The organism is Citrobacter sp. CFNIH10 (genome assembly GCF_002934585.1).
In the GTDB taxonomy this organism is placed as follows: Bacteria; Pseudomonadota; Gammaproteobacteria; order Enterobacterales; family Enterobacteriaceae; genus Citrobacter_A; species Citrobacter_A amalonaticus.
Genome location: NZ_CP026216.1, coordinates 1,364,103 through 1,385,070 on the forward strand (window position 1 = coordinate 1,364,103; position 20,968 = coordinate 1,385,070).

Consider the following 20,968-nt stretch of genomic DNA (forward strand, 5'->3'; position numbering starts at 1 on the left):
GAAGAAGAAATGACGACGAAAAAAGCTGATTACATTTGGTTCAATGGCGAGATGGTTCGTTGGGAAGACGCGAAAGTTCACGTGATGTCCCACGCGCTGCACTACGGTACGTCTGTCTTTGAAGGCATCCGTTGCTATGACTCGCACAAAGGCCCGGTGGTGTTCCGTCATCGTGAACATATGCAACGCCTGCATGACTCAGCCAAAATTTATCGTTTCCCGGTCTCTCAGAGCGTGGATGAGTTGATGGAAGCCTGCCGTGAGGTGATCCGTAAAAACAACCTGACCAGCGCTTATATTCGCCCGCTGGTGTTTGTTGGCGATGTAGGCATGGGCGTGAACCCGCCTCCGGGATACACCACCGACGTCATTATCGCTGCGTTCCCGTGGGGCGCGTACCTGGGCGCTGAAGCGCTGGAACAAGGGATCGATGCAATGGTTTCCTCGTGGAACCGTGCCGCACCTAACACTATCCCGACCGCCGCAAAAGCGGGCGGTAACTACCTTTCGTCACTTCTGGTGGGTAGCGAAGCGCGTCGTCATGGCTATCAGGAAGGTATTGCGCTGGATGTGAATGGTTACATCTCCGAAGGCGCCGGTGAAAACCTGTTTGAAGTGAAAGACGGTGTGCTGTTTACCCCGCCGTTTACCTCTTCCGCGTTGCCGGGGATCACCCGTGACGCCATCATTAAACTGGCGAAAGAACTGGGTATTGAAGTGCGCGAGCAGGTTCTGTCCCGCGAATCCCTGTATCTGGCGGATGAAGTCTTCATGTCTGGTACCGCGGCGGAAATCACCCCGGTTCGCAGCGTTGACGGCATTCAGGTGGGCGAAGGCCGCTGTGGTCCAGTCACCAAACGCATCCAGCAAGCGTTCTTCGGCCTGTTCACCGGCGAAACCGAGGACAAATGGGGCTGGTTGGATCAGGTAAATTCATAATTAAAGATAAATGGGACGGCACGCACCGTCCCGTTTTACAGACACCAGGAGTAAATAACGCATGCCTAAGTACCGTTCCGCTACCACCACTCATGGCCGCAATATGGCAGGAGCCCGCGCGCTGTGGCGCGCAACCGGAATGACGGATGCCGATTTTGGCAAACCGATCATTGCCGTCGTGAACTCATTCACCCAGTTTGTGCCAGGACACGTGCACCTGCGCGATCTCGGTAAACTGGTCGCTGAACAGATTGAAGCGTCCGGCGGCGTGGCGAAAGAGTTCAATACCATTGCCGTGGATGATGGTATCGCTATGGGTCATGGGGGCATGCTTTATTCACTGCCATCGCGCGAGCTGATCGCAGATTCGGTGGAGTACATGGTGAACGCCCATTGTGCCGATGCAATGGTCTGTATCTCCAACTGCGACAAAATCACCCCAGGGATGCTGATGGCTTCCCTGCGTCTGAACATTCCGGTGATCTTCGTTTCCGGCGGTCCGATGGAAGCCGGGAAAACCAAGCTGTCTGATAAAATCATCAAGCTCGATCTGGTCGATGCCATGATCCAGGGCGCGGACCCGAAAGTCTCTGACGATCAGAGTAATCAGGTTGAACGTTCCGCCTGTCCGACCTGTGGCTCCTGTTCCGGGATGTTTACCGCGAACTCGATGAACTGTCTGACCGAAGCGTTGGGCCTGTCACAGCCGGGTAACGGTTCGCTGTTGGCGACTCACGCCGACCGTAAACAGTTGTTCCTCAATGCCGGTAAACGCATTGTTGAGCTGACTAAACGTTACTACGAGCAGGATGACGCCTCCGCGCTGCCGCGCAGCATAGCCAGCAAGGCAGCGTTTGAGAACGCCATGACGCTGGATATCGCGATGGGCGGTTCCACCAATACCGTTCTGCACTTACTGGCGGCGGCGCAGGAAGCGGAGATCGATTTCACAATGAGTGATATCGACAAACTTTCCCGTAAAGTGCCGCAGCTGTGCAAAGTGGCGCCGAGTACGCAGAAATACCATATGGAAGATGTTCACCGTGCGGGCGGGGTGCTGGGGATTCTGGGCGAGCTGGATCGTGCGGGCCTGTTGAACCGGGACGTGAAGAACGTGCTGGGGTTGACGTTGCCGCAAACCCTTGAGCAGTATGACATTACGGTGACGCAAGATGACGCCGTGAAGCAGATGTTCCGCGCAGGCCCTGCGGGTATTCGTACTACAGAAGCGTTCTCGCAGGATTGCCGCTGGGACTCGCTGGATGACGATCGCGCTGAAGGTTGTATCCGTTCGCTGGAACATGCCTACAGCAAAGATGGTGGTCTGGCGGTACTTTACGGAAACTTCGCGGAAAATGGCTGCATCGTCAAAACCGCCGGCGTGGATGACAGTATTCTGAAGTTCACTGGCCCGGCCAAAGTGTATGAAAGCCAGGATGAGGCGGTTGACGCGATCCTCGGCGGCAAAGTGGTGGCAGGCGATGTGGTCGTGATCCGCTACGAAGGGCCGAAAGGCGGACCGGGGATGCAGGAAATGCTTTACCCGACCACCTTCCTCAAGTCGATGGGCCTCGGCAAAGCGTGCGCACTGGTTACCGACGGTCGTTTCTCTGGCGGCACCTCTGGCCTCTCCATTGGTCACGTTTCACCGGAAGCGGCCAGCGGCGGCAATATCGCGATCATTGAAGACGGTGACATGATTGCTATCGATATTCCAAACCGTGGCATTCAACTGCAACTGAGCGATGCGGAAATTGCTGCGCGTCGTGAAGCTCAGGAAGCACGCGGCGACAAAGCGTGGACTCCGAAAAATCGTCAGCGTCAGGTGTCGTTTGCGCTGCGCGCCTATGCCAGCCTGGCGACCAGCGCCGATAAAGGCGCGGTCCGCGATAAATCGAAACTGGGAGGCTGATGATGGCCGAATCACAACCTCTGTCAGCAGCCCCGGAAGGGGCAGAATATCTGCGTGCGGTGCTCCGCGCGCCGGTATACGAAGCGGCGCAGGTGACGCCGCTACAAAAAATGGAAAAGCTCTCATCGCGCCTTGATAACGTGATCCTCGTGAAGCGCGAAGACCGGCAGCCCGTTCACAGCTTCAAGCTTCGAGGCGCTTACGCGATGATGGCAGGGCTGACCGAGGCGCAAAAAGCTCACGGGGTGATCACCGCTTCTGCAGGCAACCATGCCCAGGGCGTGGCGTTTTCCTCCGCTCGTCTGGGCGTGAAGGCGCTGATCGTGATGCCTGTTGCGACGGCCGATATCAAAGTCGATGCCGTTCGCGGGTTTGGCGGCGAAGTGCTGCTGCATGGCGCAAACTTTGATGAAGCGAAAGCGAAAGCGATTGAACTGTCGCAGCAACAGGGTTTTACCTGGGTTCCGCCATTCGATCATCCGATGGTGATTGCCGGTCAGGGGACGCTGGCGCTGGAACTGCTGCAGCAGGATGCGCATCTTGATCGTGTATTTGTACCGGTCGGCGGCGGCGGTCTGGCGGCGGGCGTGGCGGTACTGATTAAGCAATTGATGCCGCAAATCAAAGTGATTGCGGTGGAGGCGGAAGACTCCGCCTGTCTGAAAGCGGCGCTGGATGCGGGCCATCCGGTCGATCTCCCACGCGTTGGCCTGTTCGCCGAAGGTGTCGCGGTAAAACGCATTGGCGATGAAACCTTCCGTCTGTGTCAGGAATATCTCGACGACATCATCACCGTGGATAGCGACGCGATATGTGCGGCGATGAAAGACCTGTTCGAAGATGTTCGCGCAGTCGCAGAGCCTTCCGGCGCGCTGGCGCTGGCGGGAATGAAAAAGTACGTCGCTCAGCACAATATCCGCGGCGAACGTCTGGCGCATATCCTTTCCGGCGCTAACGTCAATTTCCACGGTCTGCGCTACGTTTCCGAGCGTTGCGAGCTGGGCGAACAGCGTGAGGCGCTGCTGGCAGTGACCATTCCGGAAGAAAAAGGCAGCTTCCTGAAGTTTTGCCAACTGCTGGGTGGTCGCTCAGTCACTGAATTTAACTATCGCTTTGCCGATGATAAGAACGCCTGCATTTTCGTCGGTGTCCGGTTGAGCAGGGGGATGGAAGAACGCACGGAGATCCTGAATCTGTTGCGCGACGGTGGCTACAGCGTGGTTGACCTCTCTGACGACGAAATGGCGAAGCTGCACGTACGCTACATGGTTGGCGGTCGTCCATCGAAACCGCTACAGGAACGTTTATTCAGCTTCGAATTTCCGGAATCACCCGGCGCGCTGCTCAAGTTCTTGCATACGCTGGGGACCCACTGGAATATCTCGTTGTTCCATTACCGCAGCCACGGCACGGACTATGGCCGCGTACTGGCCGCGTTTGAACTGGGCGATCACGAACCGGATTTCGAAACGCGTTTGCAAGAACTGGGCTATGAGTGTCACGACGAAACGCATAACCCGGCATTCCGCTTTTTTCTTGCAGGCTAACCGCGGCTTAACAGGAGATGACCTGACCGGGTTATCTCCTGTTTTTTTGTAAGCTCAACGGTAATACGTATGGGCAAACAGTTTATTGTTATCATCTCCGTCTTTGAACAACCCATCATAATTTCCTTCCGGCAACAATAGCGCCTTCTCCGGACCATTAAGTAAGGTGATAGTTTTAGCGCCTGCCGACAAAGTAACCGGCGGGGCGAGTGTGATCCCTTCCACGTTTATTTGTGCTGATATGGGGGTGCCGGTTTCACTGTACAACTGATATCTTCCGGACAGCGGTACGTTAAATTCCTCCTGACGGCCAATGTGTAGTTGTCGCCCCGCCAATCTTATATTTGGCGCGACCTTGACGTAGCTGTTGTCGATGGCTTCTGCGATAGCAGAATAGATATTACTCAACCGGTAGGACCATATAATGACTTTCGGGGGGGACTGAGTCAGCACTTGCCAGGCTTCGGAATGTTTACCTTCTCGCCGTGTCTTTAAAACATACCAGGCATCGAGCCATAGCGTCGTCGGCTCCAGCCTGTTGGGCAGCATCCCTATACCATCAAAATACTTTTCGTCAGGTTTGAGCAGTGCTTCTGCTCTGGTAACCAGTTCAAGTTGTTGCACATTGTTAATTTTCAGGTAGCTGAGATTGAGACAGTAGCTTGAAACCAGGGTTACTGTTGTCACCGCCAGGATAAATAATCTCGTGGCTGGCCTGCGGTTTTGGGCGAGAAGGCTATCTAGCGGGACGAGGGACCAGAGCGATATAAACGGTAGCGCCATAATAAACACATAGGGCCAGGGCTGGTTATGAGTGAAAACTAACGTGGTAATGACGAATGAAAAAATCAGGGCGATGCGCGTTTTTTCATTCAAGGTTTTCCAGCGCTTTAATGCCATTATCATGCCGCTAAAACAGAGCAGATAGAGAAGCGTATTGTCTAAAAGGGTTTGCAAGACATATACGCGAATCCCGTTATAGGCTTCGCTGCTGTATACCGCCACTTCTACCGGACCGAAGATCAAACCTTCAGCGATACGTAACGGGTCGCTGCCGCCAAATATAAAGCAATAGGCAATTGCAGGAAGTAACCAACCGGCGGTTAAGTAAAAGCCGCGAACGATAGCATCGATGAAATGTTTGCGCAGCGTAGCGTCAATCACCAATCCAAGCCCAAGCGCCAGATTGAAGAACGCTGATTTTTGGGTAACTAAAAACGCCAGTCCGCTCAGGATACCGGCGATAAAAATCTTTCTTGCGTTGAGCGTATGGCCGCGCAGAATTACCAGCACGGCGGCCAGGGCGAAAAACAGCGCCAGGGGCTCTGAACGGGTGCGGAAGATGCGCTCCATAAAATTCGTAAAACAGAGTAAAACGAGAATAATAAAAAGCGCCCGTAAGCGCTGCTCGCCCAGCGCACGCGCGCAGGCATAGACCAGCAGCAGGGTTCCACAAGCGAGGAGTGCCGTCTGCATCCGCGCGACGAGAATGATCGAAACCGCATCCCAGCCAATCAGGTGAGCCAGTTTATAAAACACCGCAAACCCTACGGCCTTAGGGGGGTGAATCGTGTCGAATAGTCCATTAGCAAAATACTTGGCGTAGCCAAGTTGGGCAAACTCATCCATGATCAAGAGAATATGCCAGGCAAAAACGAAAATAAGCGTAACTTTAATGGCAATACTCACACTAAGGAGGAGCGTTAACCTGCGCGGGCAGGCGCCAATAAAAAGCGTGCCGGAGGTATCCATTTTATTATCTTCTGGCTTTGCCATTGGCTTTATCTCCATCTCCATTTAGCACCAACTCCATGATTTCCTGCGCCATTTTTCGCCAGCTATAATGTTCTCTGGCATAACAAATCATGGCCTCACGTTCGTGGAGGGAGAGCACGCAGTTATCTATTGCGACAGAGCAGAACTGTGCCGAACGTTGTGGCTCGTTGAGGTCTATGTTCACACCATGTATCCAGCTTGCCGCTACGGGATCGGCTCTGTGAGCCGGGCTACCACAGATGACGGGTAATCCACAAGCCATTGCCTCCTGGATAACAAGGGGATAACCTTCTCCGACGGCCGGTAACAGAAGAACATCCGCACAGCGATAAAGCTCTGCCAGTGCGCGGGGGGCCTGAACGCCAAGATCGTAAACGTTGCTCAATCCCCATTCTGCGGGGCGAAGTGGGCCGTTTCCGGCCAGTAAAAACTGGCATTCCGGTCTGGTTATTGCCAGAGCGTGCAGTATCGACAACCCTTTCTTTTCAACATAACGACCCACGAATAGTATGCGCCGGGCACAAGGCGGGAGGTTGTATCTTGCCAGCGGAGTTTGACTGGATACTGAAGTCACGGAGGGATAGAAAATGGTGCTATCAACCCCGTTAAACAGCAATTTATACGGATAACGCGCAGGGGTCCCAAGCAGGTCGTGGCGGACAGTATCGCTAATAAATACCCTGGCATCGGCGGCCCATAACATCGGGCGTGTTACGACCAAATTAGCCAGCCGCATAAGCAGACGCAGTACGGGTGATCTGAAAGGAATGGCGGCAATATGTTGAATCAGAATGACGGGCTTCGCGTGGAGTTTGGCCATCATCATACCAAGGATTGATGTGGCATAGAGCACATCGTGAATCACCACCACGTCGCTACGCCGGACGGCGTCGCTAAGTGCGCAAATGGCTGTAGGGCCAGGTAACGGCATTGGCAGACCGGTGAGTTTCTCCAACGGATCGACGCAGCGTAACGCGATAATGTTGAGATTACCGGTAGGTAACGTATCGCTGGCGCTGGCTGCCCAATACGGTGTCGCTCCCAGGTGTGCGAACTGGCGGCACAAATGCCCGGCAACGCGTTCAATACCCCCGCCGTGTGCCTCGTAGAAATGGCTGATCGTCAAGATATTCACTGGCTAGACCCTCACCAGACGCATCGAATGGGGATAAACCACGAGATGGTGTGATACCGTCTTCTGTTGATAGTGCGGATTAAGGGGAACGTTAATCATATTTGTATGGCTTTACTGCGACCTGACGTGCTGATAGCCCAACGGCTAAGGAGAAAATTCAGCACGAGCATGCAGAGCGAAGCAAGCGGCGCAGCGATGGTCATCGGAAATTCCAGCCAGTGATACCAAATCCAGGTGCTGACAAAGGCAAGAGGGATATTCAACAACATGCTGATGGTATAACGGCCAAAGCCAGCAAATGAAAGCGGCTGTTTAAACGTGAATAAGCTGTGCAGGATATAACCGACGGTAGCGATGATGGCGAAAGACAACAGGATCGCTAACCAGAGCGCAACGCATAAACTTTCCGCCACGATCATGATGGCATTATGTCCCAGGAAACAGCAGCCAGAAATGCAGAGATAAGTAAAAGAGGTGCGAATTTTCATCGGGGTGCTTTCCGGGCACGAAGTAAAAATACGCAGGCGTTGTCATGCCGTACTTGCGCCGGCGTGACATAATCTTCGAACATGGCGCGCAGATTCATCATGACGGCCAGACCTGAGGCTAGAACGCCGCCGATGAGGGGGAGCCGACGGATGAAAAACGCAAAACCTGTCAGGCGAATAATGGTGGTTGTAGCCAATGGGCCAACCAGAGCGTCGACTTCTTCAACCACAAACCCGCGATCGGTAAGATCGGATATGAGACCGGTGCGGGTCCAGCGGCGGTGATCTTCCGGATGAGGATGATAGAGCCAGGTTCCGTGCGTGGAGAGTAACAAGAGACCATCATCATTTAACAAACGCCGAATTTCAGCGCAATACGCATCAAGATCTCTGACGTGTTCCAGTACCTGGACGGAAAGTATGGCTCCTGCGGCACCATCAGCTAAAGGGATACGTCCCTGTGGGTCAATTTTGAGTGTACCGCTGTCATCAAGATCGGCACCACAATAGTTAATATTCAACTGACGCATCATTTCAGCATAGGGGGAATCGCCGCAGCCAAAGTCGATCATGAAGGTATTTGGCTGAATGTGACGTTCTGCTTGCTCGCGTAATCGTCTCGCCAGTGCACGTAACAACAGCCAGTCAGTGTGCCAAATTCGAGGGGTGGCCCTGTTTCTTTTCATACTCCGGGTCCTTGCGGTGAGGTATCTGAATCATGCCGGTTCAGGCTGTCCAGCAGGAGCTGTAGTACGAATCCGGCCAGGACCATCAGCACTCCAGCGATGCAGGCTGTGCTGATGGCAAAAACAATGTGTACCGACTGTTCCATTGAGCCACGGGTAAATATCCAGTGAAAAGCAAGGAGGAGGTCGGCAAAAAAACCGGCTATGGCAAGCACAGATCCGCTGAATACCAGCCACTCGAGAGGGTGCGAGCGCATGAGCCAGGGGATAACCCGGCTTTCCGCAATCGGGTGGTTAATGGCGATGGCGACCTTCGCTAGCACGCCTAACAGGACCGCGATAAGACCAATAAGCGTCGACATTGTCGCCAGGGCAACGAAATGGATACCAAAATAGTAACCGTTGATTTCTATGGGGCCTGCGGCAAGTAGCGCAAGGCCGATAGCTCCGAGCAGTAGTAGCGTAAAGCCAGGGATCAAATAGAGCCTGTCTGGGGCATGAGCGATGAGAAGACGCAGATGTCTCCAGCCGTCACGAAATGAACGTAAATGAGGAGGGCGGTTGCGTTTGTCCGGATAGAGCTTGATAGGCACTTCATGAATGATGAGTCTTGCGCGGTGCGCGTTAATGATCATTTCAGAGGCAAATTCCATACCGGTAGAACGAGTGGCCATTTTTTGAAATGCTTCGCGGGTAAAGGCCCGCATCCCACAGTGGAAATCGCGAATGGGTGAGTGGTAAAGCAGCCTGGCTATGCCGGAAAGCAGTGGATTTCCCAGATAGCGATGCAGAGGAGGCATTGCCCCTGGTTCAATTCCTCCAGCAAATCGATTACCCATAACAAAGTCTGCACCGCTTTCCAGTGCATCGACGAAAATATCTAGCTGGCTCCAGTCATAGGAGTCATCGGCATCAGCCATAATGAGATATTTACCTTTTGCCGCACTGGCAGCCGCGCTTATTGCTGCGCCATAACCTTTGACGGACTGATGAATAACTCGGGCACCCAGTGATTTTGCAATTTCAACGGATTGGTCTGTTGAGCCATTATCACCGATGATAATTTCACCTTGAATACCCAGGCGAGTAAACGCTTCTGTTACTTTCTTAATACAGATAGCAAGCGTAAGTTCTTCATTCAGGCATGGAATGATTGCCGAAACCAGGGGCGCGGGCTCTGCCGCCGGTATCTCAACAGGGGAGAAGGCAACCTGTCGAGAAATATAGTTGGCGGGAGTTAATAAATTATCTGAATAACCAAATCGATGAAAATGCGTTGAATGCATAATAGTAAGCTCCGATCCATGAGCAGGATTAAGAGTCTATCCCAATGGGCTATTACATTTGGCATTCTGAACCTGGGCAGGCGTTTGAACGACCATCAGAGCAGCCTGAAAGGCGTGTGAAGCGAGTCCTCCTCACGTATTCCGGCTATGAACCTTTTGTGCCGTGCCACCCGTGTTGCAACATGACTGTAAAAGTACACCTATTGGGATAGGCTCTATATATCTAATGGCAACTTCAATTTAATTCATATTCTGAATGATTTGGAATATGAATGGGTGCTAGTTAATATACCCTGTGTGGATAATATGCGTTAAGTTAATTCACAACTTAATTTGCGTTATATATATCTAACATCAGATTGCATCGTACAGGAGTTGTCGTTATTAAGTCTACTGGTTTATGGCATGAAAAATAGTAACAGTTTATTCGTTATTTATTAATATCTATAAGGTGATGATTTACTCTGTGCGTCAGGCATTACACATAAATATATTTTCGTGTAGCAAGTGCCGACGCCTTTCACCCAATGTTATCGCCACAACGCCGTCTCTCAAGCATCACAGACTACTTGTTCTGTTTTTGGGAACGGCTTAACAAGGGGAAGGTTTCATAGATTGCGGTAGGGAATATTCTTTACGCAGGGCGGCACTGCTCTGATTAGTTAAAGTCCTGACTTTTCAGCCAGGACTTGATCAGACGTCTGTTTTTGCTCTTACATCAGCAAATTACAGAGTCACCACATCAAATTCGACTTCGGGGTTCACATCAGCCTCGTAATCGACTTCGTCGAGGCCAAAACCGAACAGGTTAAGAAATTCCAGCTTGTAGCCTGCATAATCGGTTTCTTGCGCCAGGTTTTCGGTGGTGATCAGCGGCCACAGATCCCGGCATGCCTGCTGAATATCTTCACGCAGTTCCCAGTCATCCATGCGGATACGCTGGTGGTCATCAAGCGCAGCCTTGTCACCGTACAGGCTGGTGGTCATCAGACGGTTAATCTGCTCAATGCATCCTTCATGAATCCCTTGTTCTTTCATCAGTTTGAAGACCATAGAGATATACAGCGGCATTACTGGAATGGCTGAAGAAGCCTGTGTGACTACCGATTTCAGGACCGCAACGTTGGCTGTGCCATTGATTGAAGACAGTTGATTACGCAGCGCACCTGCCGCACGGTCAAGGTCTTCTTTCGCTTTGCCCAGCGCGCCATGCCAATAGATTGGCCACGTCAGGTCGGTACCGATGTAAGAATAAGCAACGGTTTTCACGCCGTCGGCCAGCACATTGGCCTGGCGCAGGGCATCTATCCACAGCTCCCAGTCTTCTCCGCCCATTACGGTCACGGTGTTCTGAACTTCTTCTTCCGTTGCGGGCTCAATGCTGGCCGTCGTGATCTGATCCTTATTGGTATCAATCGCTTTAGAGGTGTAAACCTCACCAATAGGTTTCAGCGCCGAACGGACAACTTCACCCGTTTTCGGCATTTTACGAACCGGGGAAGCGAGTGAATAAACGACTAAATCAATTTGACCCAGGTCTTCTTTGATGAGCTTGATGACTTCATCACGACATTCGTCGGAGAACGCATCACCGTTAATGCTTTTGGAATACAGACCTTCCCGCTTTGCAGCTTCATCGAAAGCCGCGGCGTTATACCAGCCTGCTGAACCTGGTTTAGATTCGGTACCCGGTTTTTCGAAAAATACGCCGATAGTGGCGGCTCCGCTGCCAAACGCTGCGGAGATTCTTGATGCCAGTCCATAGCCGGTTGAAGCACCGATGACCAGCACGCGGGAAGGACCGTTTTCGATTTTCCCGTTTTGTTTAACGTACTCGATCTGCTTTTCCACATTGACTTTACAGCCAGTCGGATGGGTCGTTGTACAGATGAATCCACGGATTTTTGGCTTGATTATCATAATGATGGCTAATTTAGTTTGTGTTTCGCTGTCATAGGGGCAATGACACCGTCTGTGTATTATGGCGGGTCATTATACAGAAAAGATTCCGCAAAACTGAATCTACCTCTGATTTTAGACCTGACGCTGATACTACTCGGCAATTTTGCGCTCCAGCACAATTTTCCAGAACGCATCAATAAGCGGCTCATGCAGCCGTTTTTTCGGCGCGCAGACGCCCAGTTCGAACGGAGTTTTCTCGTCGCTACGCTCTAAAATCATGACGCGATTGCGCACCGGTTCGGGGCTGTTTTCCAGCACCACTTCGGGCAGCAACGCCACGCCACAGCCGAGTGCGACCATCGACACCATCGCTTCGTGACCCCCCACGGTGGCGTAAATCTGCGGGTTGCTGATTTTATGGCGACGAAACCACAGTTCAATGCGGCGGCGCACAGGCCCCTGATCGGCCATGATGAATGGCACCGTAGACCAGTCGGGTTTCTCCACCGAAACCTGATTGCGTACCGGGCAGGGCAGCGCCGGGGCAATGAGTACCACCGCCAGATTTTCCAGCATCGAAAACGCCACCGCGCCCGGCAGCGTTTCAGGCTTACCGGCAATCGCCAGATCCGCTTCGCCGGTCACCACCTTTTCCATGGCATCGGCGGCGTCGCCGGTGGTGAGTTTAATTTCTACTGAGGGATGCTCAGCGCGAAAGCGATCGAGGATTGGCGGCAGATGGCTGTAGGCGGCGGTCACCGAGCAGAAAATATGCAGTTCGCCCGATAGCGACGGACCTTGCTGATCGAGGGTGTGGCGCAGTTGCTGATACTGCAACAGCGTCTGCTGGGCAAACGTTCGCAGCTCTTCACCCGCTTCGGTCAGCGTGACCGTGCGATTATCGCGGACAAACAACGGCTGCCCGAGGTCTTCCTCAAGGCGCTGGATCTGCCGTGATAGCGTAGAAGGACTGACGTGCATCGCCCGCGCGCTGCGGCCAAAGTGGCGGCTTTCCGCCAGATGCAGGAACATTTTCAGATCGCGTAAATCCACCGGCGAACCTCTTAATTTTTACGTTGCAGTTATTGCAATGTGACGTTGTGAATATATCAATTTCCGCAATAAATTTCCTGTTGTACTGTGGAGTCATTCTCGCTGAACAGCGAACCGAATAATAAGCACCACAACACAACATCACGGAGTACACCACCATGGCTAACTACTTTAATACACTGAACCTGCGCCAGCAGCTGGCACAGCTGGGTAAATGTCGCTTTATGGGCCGCGATGAGTTCGCCGATGGCGCGAGCTACCTTCAGGGTAAAAAAGTGGTCATTGTCGGCTGTGGCGCGCAGGGTCTGAACCAGGGCCTGAACATGCGTGATTCCGGTCTGGATATCTCCTACGCCCTGCGTAAAGAGGCGATTGCTGAGAAGCGCGCATCCTGGCGTAAAGCGACAGAAAACGGCTTCAAAGTCGGCACGTATGAAGAGCTGATCCCGCAGGCGGATTTGGTGGTTAACCTGACGCCAGACAAACAGCACTCTGACGTAGTGCGTTCCGTACAACCGCTGATGAAAGACGGCGCGGCGCTGGGTTACTCTCACGGCTTCAACATCGTTGAAGTGGGCGAGCAGATCCGTAAAGACATCACCGTCGTGATGGTGGCACCGAAGTGCCCGGGTACCGAAGTGCGTGAAGAGTACAAACGTGGTTTCGGTGTGCCGACGCTGATCGCGGTTCACCCGGAAAACGATCCGAAAGGCGAAGGCATGGCGATTGCTAAAGCCTGGGCTGCAGCGACCGGCGGTCACCGTGCGGGCGTGCTGGAATCTTCCTTCGTGGCGGAAGTGAAATCCGACCTGATGGGCGAGCAGACCATACTGTGCGGTATGCTGCAGGCTGGTTCTCTGCTGTGCTTCGATAAGCTGGTGGAAGAAGGGACTGACCCGGCATATGCCGAGAAACTGATTCAGTTCGGCTGGGAAACGATCACTGAAGCGCTGAAGCAGGGCGGTATCACGCTGATGATGGACCGTCTGTCCAATCCGGCAAAACTGCGTGCTTACGCGCTGTCCGAACAGCTGAAAGAAATTATGGCGCCGCTGTTCCAGAAACACATGGACGACATCATTTCCGGTGAGTTCTCTTCCGGCATGATGGCTGACTGGGCTAACGACGATAAGAAACTGCTGACATGGCGTGAAGAGACTGGTAAAACCGCGTTCGAAACCGCGCCGCAGTATGAAGGCAAAATCGGCGAGCAGGAGTACTTCGATAAAGGCGTACTGATGATCGCGATGGTAAAAGCGGGCGTTGAGCTGGCGTTTGAAACCATGGTGGATTCCGGCATCATCGAAGAGTCCGCGTACTACGAATCCCTGCACGAGCTGCCGCTGATCGCCAACACCATTGCGCGTAAGCGTCTGTACGAAATGAACGTGGTGATCTCTGATACCGCAGAATACGGTAACTACCTGTTCTCTTATGCCTGCGTACCGCTGCTGAAAGAGTTCATGGCCACGCTGCAGACCGGCGACCTGGGTAAAGCGATTGCTGAAGGCGCAGTGGATAACGCTCAGTTACGCGATGTAAATGACGCGATTCGCAGCCATGCTATCGAGAAAGTCGGCCAGAAACTGCGTGGTTATATGACCGATATGAAGCGCATTGCCGTTGCGGGTTAAACCGACATTGTCGGGTGGCGGCTACGCCTGACCCGACCTACAAAAGTGCAAAGCCGTAGGCCGGATAAGCATCGTGCCATCCGGCAAAAAAAGCCCAGAGTCTGAACGCTCTGGGCTTTTGCTTAGTTACGGTACAGCACTTTGATGATGTGGTAGCCGAACTGGGTGTGCAGCGGGCCGGTCGGTTCCAGCACCGGGCAGGAAAAGACCACTTTATCGAACGCCGGAACCATCTGGCCCTGGCGGAATTCGCCTAAGTCACCGCCTCGTTTGCCTGACGGGCAGATGGAATGTTTCTTCGCCAGTTTGCCGAAGTCGGCGCCGTTTTTAATCTGCTCCAGAAGATCCAGTGCCAGTTTCTCTTCTTTAACAAGGATATGCAGTGCTGCTGCGGTTTTTGCCATGATCGTGCCTTGAGTCGGGGAAATGAAGGGGGCGATTTTAGCATGTGGGGAGAGGGAAAGAATATCCAGGCCAGCGGTTGGTGACTGGCCTGGATATAGGATTAGTGAATTTGCTGCTGCGACAGCTTCCAGACGCTGGCAATATTACGAGCCGAAATGCGCAGATTGTATTCCGCGTCCTCTAAGGCTTCCGGTAGCGTGGCGATGCGCGTCAACACAGAGAAAACGGCATCCAGCCCATGCTCATGAACAATCTGATGATCCTGGGTCAAACCGCCGGCAAGCGCAATAACCGGTTTTTGATAGCGTTTGGCGCAGCGGGCAACGCCAATCGGCGTTTTGCCGCAGATGCTCTGGCTGTCGAGGCGACCTTCTCCGGTGATCACCAGACTGGCATCGGCTACCAGGCGCTCCAGTTGCAGCGCGTTAATCACAATCTCCACACCGGGTTTTAAATCAGCGCCCAGTAGACCGAGTAATGCGGCTCCCATTCCGCCTGCTGCGCCAGCGCCCGGCGCATTCATTACATCCCGACCGGTAAACTCCTGTAGTCGCTTGCCATAAACCGCCAGCGCACCGTCTAACGCTGCAACCATCGCTTCCGTCGCCCCCTTTTGTGGGCCGAAAATGGCAGAGGCCCCCGTCGGACCGCACAGCGGATTGTTGACGTCGCAGGCCACGGTGATGGAGACCGTCTTTAGACGCGGGTCGGCGTGGGAAGTGTCGATTGTTGCCAGTTTACTGAGCGCACCGCCGCCTTCGGGAAGCGCGTCTCCTTTTTCATCCAGGAGGTCGATGCCCAGCGCCTGTAGCATGCCCGCGCCTCCGTCATTCGTCGCGCTGCCGCCAATGCCAAGAATAATGTGCTCAACGCCCCGATCGAGTGCGGCAAGGATGAGCTCGCCCGTTCCATAGCTGGTGGTCAGCAGTGGGTTACGATGCTCTGGCGGCACATGGTGGAGACCTGACGCCGCAGCCATTTCGATCACCGCCGTCTTCCCGTCACCCAGCATTCCCCAGCGTGCCTGGACCGGTGTTCCCAGAGGGCCTGTGACATCGATAAAGTGGTAATGGCCCTCAGTGGCCTCCACCATCGACTCAACGGTGCCTTCGCCGCCGTCCGCCATAGGGAGTTTGACATACTGGGCATCGGGATATATTTCGCGAAACCCCTGTTCGATAGCCGTCGCCACCTGCATGGCAGACAAACTTTCTTTAAATGAATCTGGTGCGATAACTATTTTCATTGTGTGCTTACCCGGCGAGTCCGAAGACACCAAACAGCAGTGTCGAAATCAATGCGATGACGAAACCAACAAGGGTTTCATAAGGCAGAAGTTTTAAGCGTTCATGGATTTGCATACTGACGCTACCGCCAGTGGCGTGGAAAAAACTGCCGTGAGGGAGATGATCCAGAACCGTCGCCCCGGCATGAATCATGACTGCACCGGCAAGCGCAGAGACGCCAAGTCCCAGCAGCGTTTGACTGAACACGCCTGCTGCAACGGCGGTTCCGGCCGTTGTCGACGCGGTGGCCATCGACATAATTGCGCCAGAGATGGGGGCCAGGAGATAAGAAGGGAGACCGGAAGAGGTTAATCCGTCGATCAGGACCTCTTTTAACGCTGAGTTGGCAATGATGCCAGCCAGCGTGCCGGTACCGAGCAGCATAATGGCGACAGGTGCCATGCGCGTCAGCCCGGACATCATAAAGGCGTTACTTTGTTTAAATCGGCCCATCAGGATTGCGCCGACTAATCCTCCCACTGGCAGAGCAATGAGCGGATCGATAGCAATGCCCGCCACAGGACGCAGCGCTAACAGAATAATGGCAACAAGGGGGGCGCTGATGGCCGCCAGAAATCCGGGTTGTGTGCCGTGCGTGTCCTGAGAAATGATCTCTTCCGTCGTGACCATCGAGCCTTTTTGGCTCAGACGCTTCGCCAGAAAATAGGCGATTGCCAGGCCGAACAATCCGGGAATAATCCCCCCCATCATGACGGATGTGAGCGGGACATGGAACGAATCCGAAGCGGCAATGGCATTGGGATTCGGTGACATGACGTTACCCGCTTTGCCACCGCCAATCATCGCCAGCAAAATGGCGAGTTTTGATAGCCCGGCGCGTCTGGCGATCGAAAGCGCAATCGGCGCGACGGTAATCACCGCGACATCGATAAAAACGCCAACGGCCGTCAGAATCATAGTGGCAATGGCTAAGGCAAGCAGGGCACGACTTTCGCCCACTTTTTTCACTACCGTTTCCGCGATTGTGTTCGCGGCGCCGGATTCGATCAGCACACCAGCCAGTACGCCTGCAGCGAGAATGCGCAGTACGGCATTGGTGATGCCCTGCGCACCCGTGACCATCAGCGTGACGGTCTGGACCAGGTCTGCCCCGCCGACGAGACCACCGACCAGCGCACCCACCATCATGCCGTACGCGGGAGAGACTTTGCGTAATATTAAGACGATCGCCACCACGAGTGCGATGATGGCGCCTGTTGCGGATATTGAAACCATCTTCTGCTTTCTCCATTAAATTGACTGGGGCAGTATGGAGAAGCCGCCGGGAATAGCCTTGTGAGGATCCGCTAAAAAATACGCGTCTGACAGGATGTAAATTTGGAGGAAAATACAGACTACCGCTGCAGCTCCATGCCAATGTACAACCAAAGGAGTTGTTTCAAGTTGTTGATTTTTATTCCCGTTATCTCTTCAACGCGTTGCAGTCGATAGCGCAGGGTGTTTACGTGAATATGCAGACTGGTGGCAGTTTGCGAAAGATCACAATTATGTTCGAAATAGTGCTCCAATGTTTTTTGCATGACGCCTTTGCTGTCCTGAGTAACCAACTCGCACCATATTTTTGATAACTCTTCCGCTTGCCAGGTGCCGGAAAGTCCCCCCAGCAATGAGGCCAGCGCGTAGTCATCGTGAAAGATAAACTGATGCTTAAGTTTCAGCCTTTTCACCATCGCCTGGGTTGATTTCGCTGTCTGATAGGAGCGTCGCAGGCCATTTTCTCCCGCAAAATAGCCGCCGACGATGAGCCGTGAAAAGCCGCAGGACTGTGCGTAATGCTTAAATTTTTGTAACTCGTGCTGCTCCAGCGATTTATTGAGAGTCCCATTTTTCAGGGTGACAGGTTTGAGGATAATCAGCTCGTTAAAGTCGGAAAATGTCACCAGATGGTCGCGGGCGCTGTATTCAAAATAATCCATCAGCGTACGTAGCGCATCGCGATCCGGCTGCTGCAATTCCATGATAAGCACCACGCGCGGCAGCTGGAGATTAACGCCTAACCATGAGACCACGGCGCTTAACGATGACGGAGGCGGGTCGCGTAAAATAAGCTGGTTGATTAGCTCTTCGCGGTAGCGTTTATCCCACTGTTTTTGTTCAAGTAACGCCATTTGTTCAATGATGAGTTCCGACGCCATCTTGACGAGTTGCGCATAAGCCTTCACCTCACCCGGCTCTCCGGTGATACCCAGTACGCCGATAAGCTGATCGCGAAAATTTATTGGCAAGTTAATACCGGGCTTCACACCTTTGAGTTTGTCAGCCGTCGCCGAATCGATTTCAACAATCCGGTTTTCAGTTAACGCCAGCACCGCACCTTCATGGCGCTGATGTAAACGGGACGCCTCACCTGAGGCAATGATCATGCCGTGCTCGTTCATAACGTTAACCGAATAGGGGATAATCCCCATCGTGCGTTGGACTATCTGGCGAGCGGTTGAGTCTTGTAGGTAGTAAGTGGCTTGGATCTTATTCATTGTATGCTCAGCATAAGAGGAGGTGCGGTACGTGGCAGCACCTGATTTATTAGCGTATTTGGTTCAGAAATGTTTCGGTTGAATAAACAAAGAAAGTGGGATGAACGGTCTTCTTTTTTGTCGGTTTATACAAGCCAAAGCAGCTTAGTCCGACTATTGTTACTGTTTTTCTTTTATACTCAATATGTTAATTAAACCTCTTGTGCAGGCGTTGTGTAATTTTTTCCGTGTGATCGGCGTTCAGGATTGTTCAGAATCTGGACAGCAGCACAAGCTTACTTACCCTCACAGGCAGCGTTACGCGCGGTTACGGAAAGCTCAATCTCGACCTCGCTTTCTGCTACAATTCGTCCCCCGTTCGAAGATTGAGCACTTTTACCTATGCGTTTAAACCCCGGCCAACAACAAGCTGTCGAATTCGTCACCGGACCGTGCCTGGTGCTGGCGGGGGCGGGTTCCGGTAAGACACGCGTGATCACCAACAAGATCGCTCACCTAATCCGTGGTTGCGGCTACCAGGCGCGACACATTGCGGCGGTAACTTTTACTAATAAAGCGGCGCGTGAGATGAAAGAGCGTGTCGGACAGACGCTGGGACGCAAAGAAGCGCGTGGGTTGATGATCTCCACTTTCCATACGCTAGGGCTGGAGGTGATTAAACGCGAATACGCCGCGCTGGGGATGAAGTCGAATTTTTCGCTGTTTGATGACACGGACCAGGTTGCACTGCTCAAAGATCTGACGGAAGGGCTGATTGAAGACGACAAAGTGATACTGCAACAGTTGATCTCGACGATCTCGAACTGGAAGAACGATCTCAAAACGCCCGCACAGGCGGCCGCTGGTGCGAAAGGCGAGCGCGATCGTATCTTTGCGCACTGCTACGGGCTGTACGACGCGCATATGAAAGCCTGCAATGTCCTCGACTTTGATGATTTGATTCTGCTACCGACGCTGCTGTTGCAACGTAATGAAGAGGTGCGTGAGCGCTGGCAGAACAAGATTCGCTATCTGCTGGTGGATGAATATCAGGACACCAACACCAGTCAGTACGAACTGGTGAAATTGCTGGTGGGAAACCGGGCGCGATTCACCGTCGTAGGGGACGACGATCAGTCGATTTACTCCTGGCGCGGGGCGCGTCCGCAAAACCTGGTGTTGTTAAGTCAGGATTTTCCGGCGTTACAGGTGATCAAACTGGAGCAGAACTACCGCTCCTCCGGGCGGATCCTGAAGGCGGCGAACATCCTCATTGCCAATAACCCGCACGTCTTTGAAAAACGGCTTTTTTCCGAGCTGGGATATGGCGCGGAACTCAAAGTTCTGAGTGCGAATAATGAGGAGCACGAAGCCGAGCGGGTGACCGGGGAACTCATCGCCCATCACTTTGTAAATAAAACGGAATACAAAGATTACGCCATTCTGTATCGCGGCAACCACCAGGCGCGAGTATTCGAAAAATTCCTCATGCAGAACCGGATCCCCTACAAAATCTCCGGTGGAACGTCGTTCTTCTCGCGTCCGGAAATTAAAGACTTGCTGGCCTATCTGCGGGTGTTGACCAATCCGGATGATGACAGCGCGTTCCTGCGTATTGTGAATACGCCAAAGCGTGAAATCGGCCCCGCCACGCTGCAAAAGCTGGGTGAATGGGCGATGACGCGGAACAAAAGCCTGTTTACCGCCAGTTTTGATCTGGGGCTTAGCCAGACGCTCACCGGGCGCGGCTATGACTCGCTCACCCGTTTTACCCACTGGCTGGGCGAGGTTCAGCGGTTGGCAGAACGTGAGCCGATTGCCGCTGTTCGCGAGCTCATCCACGGAATTGATTACGAATCATGGCTTTACGAAACGTCGCCCAGCCCAAAAGCCGCTGAAATGCGCATGAAAAACGTCAACCAGCTGTTTAGCTGGATGACCGAAATGCTGGAAGGCAGCGAACTGGATGAGCCGATGACGCTCACTCAGGTTGTCACCCGCTTCACGCTACGTGACATGATGGAGCGCGGCGAGAGTGAGGAAGAGCTGGATCAGGTGCAATTGATGACGCTGCATGCCTCGAAAGGGCTGGAGTTCCCGTATGTGTTTATGGTGGGTATGGAAGAAGGCTTCCTGCCACACCAGAGCAGCATCGATGAAGACAACATTGATGAAGAGCGCCGCCTGGCTTATGTCGGCATCACCCGCGCGCAGAAAGAGCTGATTTTTACGTTGTGTAAAGAGCGACGTCAGTACGGTGAACTGGTGCGTCCGGAGCCGAGCCGCTTCCTGCTGGAGTTACCGCAGGACGATCTGATCTGGGAGCAGGAGCGTAAAGTGGTGAGTGCTGAAGAGCGAATGCAGAAAGGGCAAAGCCATCTGGCGAATCTGAAAGCGATGATGGCGGCGAAAAGAGAGAAATCGTAGGCTGGAGGCCGGATTAGG

General features: G+C 53.2%; 16 protein-coding genes. 5 read left to right on the forward strand and 11 right to left on the reverse strand.

What is annotated here, in order from left to right; genetic code table 11:
- The first annotated feature begins 9 nt into the window (after positions 1–9).
- From ilvE to ilvA, 3 genes are all read left to right on the forward strand, one after another.
- Positions 10–939: a branched-chain-amino-acid transaminase gene (ilvE, locus tag C2U53_RS10020; RefSeq protein ID WP_042998773.1), complete on the forward strand. Its 930-nt coding sequence runs from the start codon at positions 10–12 to the stop codon at positions 937–939.
- A gap of 61 nt (positions 940–1,000) precedes the next feature.
- Complete coding sequence (gene ilvD, locus C2U53_RS10025) at positions 1,001–2,851, forward strand: dihydroxy-acid dehydratase (RefSeq protein ID WP_042998774.1); 1,851 nt, start codon at positions 1,001–1,003, stop codon at positions 2,849–2,851.
- Between the two features lie 2 nt (positions 2,852–2,853).
- On the forward strand, positions 2,854–4,398 hold the full coding sequence (gene ilvA, locus C2U53_RS10030) for a threonine ammonia-lyase, biosynthetic (RefSeq protein WP_043001785.1): 1,545 nt from the start codon (positions 2,854–2,856) through the stop codon (positions 4,396–4,398).
- A 54-nt stretch (positions 4,399–4,452) separates the two neighbouring features.
- Here ilvA and C2U53_RS10035 read toward each other — a convergent pair whose 3' ends face one another.
- The 7 genes from C2U53_RS10035 to ilvY form a co-directional block, all read right to left on the reverse strand.
- Entirely contained in the window at positions 4,453–6,174 is a 1,722-nt protein-coding gene (locus C2U53_RS10035; protein WP_042998775.1) for a hypothetical protein, read from the reverse strand.
- Positions 6,155–7,309 carry a glycosyltransferase family 4 protein gene (locus C2U53_RS10040; protein ID WP_104445865.1) on the reverse strand — a complete coding sequence of 385 codons (1,155 nt, stop codon included), beginning with the start codon at positions 7,307–7,309 and terminating at the stop codon, positions 6,155–6,157. The genes C2U53_RS10035 and C2U53_RS10040 overlap by 20 nt, the downstream gene beginning before the upstream one ends.
- Before the next feature lie 95 nt (positions 7,310–7,404).
- On the reverse strand, positions 7,405–7,797 hold the full coding sequence (locus C2U53_RS10045) for a GtrA family protein (RefSeq protein ID WP_042998777.1): 393 nt from the start codon (positions 7,795–7,797) through the stop codon (positions 7,405–7,407).
- On the reverse strand, positions 7,794–8,483 hold the full coding sequence (locus C2U53_RS10050) for a methyltransferase domain-containing protein (protein WP_044267336.1): 690 nt from the start codon (positions 8,481–8,483) through the stop codon (positions 7,794–7,796). The genes C2U53_RS10045 and C2U53_RS10050 overlap by 4 nt, the downstream gene beginning before the upstream one ends.
- Complete coding sequence (locus C2U53_RS10055) at positions 8,480–9,769, reverse strand: glycosyltransferase family 2 protein (protein ID WP_082195305.1); 1,290 nt, start codon at positions 9,767–9,769, stop codon at positions 8,480–8,482. The genes C2U53_RS10050 and C2U53_RS10055 overlap by 4 nt, the downstream gene beginning before the upstream one ends.
- Positions 9,770–10,495: 726 nt before the next feature.
- Positions 10,496–11,689, reverse strand: coding sequence for an enoyl-ACP reductase FabV (gene fabV / locus C2U53_RS10060; RefSeq protein WP_042998779.1), 1,194 nt, complete (start codon positions 11,687–11,689; stop codon positions 10,496–10,498).
- 132 nt (positions 11,690–11,821) lie between these two features.
- A complete protein-coding gene (gene ilvY / locus C2U53_RS10065) occupies positions 11,822–12,724 on the reverse strand; it encodes an HTH-type transcriptional activator IlvY (RefSeq protein WP_042998780.1) in 903 nt (300 codons plus the stop codon).
- A 158-nt stretch (positions 12,725–12,882) separates the two neighbouring features.
- Here ilvY and ilvC point away from each other — a divergent pair, with 158 nt between their 5' ends.
- A complete protein-coding gene (gene ilvC / locus C2U53_RS10070; protein ID WP_042998781.1) occupies positions 12,883–14,358 on the forward strand; it encodes a ketol-acid reductoisomerase in 1,476 nt (491 codons plus the stop codon).
- A 122-nt stretch (positions 14,359–14,480) separates the two neighbouring features.
- On the opposite strand, the gene ppiC is transcribed toward ilvC, so the two are convergent.
- The 4 genes from ppiC to C2U53_RS10090 all read right to left on the reverse strand — a co-directional run bounded on the left by ppiC (position 14,481) and on the right by C2U53_RS10090 (position 18,544).
- Entirely contained in the window at positions 14,481–14,762 is a 282-nt protein-coding gene (gene ppiC / locus C2U53_RS10075) for a peptidylprolyl isomerase PpiC (protein WP_001140251.1), read from the reverse strand.
- Between the two features lie 101 nt (positions 14,763–14,863).
- Positions 14,864–16,009 carry a glycerate kinase gene (locus C2U53_RS10080; protein ID WP_042998782.1) on the reverse strand — a complete coding sequence of 382 codons (1,146 nt, stop codon included), beginning with the start codon at positions 16,007–16,009 and terminating at the stop codon, positions 14,864–14,866.
- Between the two features lie 7 nt (positions 16,010–16,016).
- On the reverse strand, positions 16,017–17,285 hold the full coding sequence (locus tag C2U53_RS10085; RefSeq protein WP_042998783.1) for a GntP family permease: 1,269 nt from the start codon (positions 17,283–17,285) through the stop codon (positions 16,017–16,019).
- Between the two features lie 119 nt (positions 17,286–17,404).
- Positions 17,405–18,544 carry a sugar diacid recognition domain-containing protein gene (locus C2U53_RS10090; RefSeq protein WP_042998784.1) on the reverse strand — a complete coding sequence of 380 codons (1,140 nt, stop codon included), beginning with the start codon at positions 18,542–18,544 and terminating at the stop codon, positions 17,405–17,407.
- Between the two features lie 381 nt (positions 18,545–18,925).
- Between C2U53_RS10090 and rep the strand changes: the two genes are divergently transcribed.
- Entirely contained in the window at positions 18,926–20,950 is a 2,025-nt protein-coding gene (rep, locus tag C2U53_RS10095) for a DNA helicase Rep (protein WP_042998785.1), read from the forward strand.
- Positions 20,951–20,968 lie beyond the last annotated feature (18 nt).

Bases quoted from the DNA above. Each gene is read 5' to 3' on its own strand.
- ilvE (WP_042998773.1), top strand. From the start codon at position 10: ATGACGACGAAAAAAGCTGATTACATTTGGTTCAATGGCGAGATGGTT.
- ilvD (WP_042998774.1), top strand. From the start codon at position 1,001: ATGCCTAAGTACCGTTCCGCTACCACCACTCATGGCCGCAATATGGCA.
- ilvA (WP_043001785.1), top strand. From the start codon at position 2,854: ATGGCCGAATCACAACCTCTGTCAGCAGCCCCGGAAGGGGCAGAATAT.
- C2U53_RS10035 (WP_042998775.1), bottom strand. From the start codon at position 6,174: ATGGCAAAGCCAGAAGATAATAAAATGGATACCTCCGGCACGCTTTTT.
- C2U53_RS10045 (WP_042998777.1), bottom strand. From the start codon at position 7,797: ATGAAAATTCGCACCTCTTTTACTTATCTCTGCATTTCTGGCTGCTGT.
- C2U53_RS10050 (WP_044267336.1), bottom strand. From the start codon at position 8,483: ATGAAAAGAAACAGGGCCACCCCTCGAATTTGGCACACTGACTGGCTG.
- C2U53_RS10055 (WP_082195305.1), bottom strand. From the start codon at position 9,769: ATGCATTCAACGCATTTTCATCGATTTGGTTATTCAGATAATTTATTA.
- fabV (WP_042998779.1), bottom strand. From the start codon at position 11,689: ATGATAATCAAGCCAAAAATCCGTGGATTCATCTGTACAACGACCCAT.
- ilvC (WP_042998781.1), top strand. From the start codon at position 12,883: ATGGCTAACTACTTTAATACACTGAACCTGCGCCAGCAGCTGGCACAG.
- ppiC (WP_001140251.1), bottom strand. From the start codon at position 14,762: ATGGCAAAAACCGCAGCAGCACTGCATATCCTTGTTAAAGAAGAGAAA.
- C2U53_RS10080 (WP_042998782.1), bottom strand. From the start codon at position 16,009: ATGAAAATAGTTATCGCACCAGATTCATTTAAAGAAAGTTTGTCTGCC.
- C2U53_RS10085 (WP_042998783.1), bottom strand. From the start codon at position 17,285: ATGGTTTCAATATCCGCAACAGGCGCCATCATCGCACTCGTGGTGGCG.
- C2U53_RS10090 (WP_042998784.1), bottom strand. From the start codon at position 18,544: ATGAATAAGATCCAAGCCACTTACTACCTACAAGACTCAACCGCTCGC.
- rep (WP_042998785.1), top strand. From the start codon at position 18,926: ATGCGTTTAAACCCCGGCCAACAACAAGCTGTCGAATTCGTCACCGGA.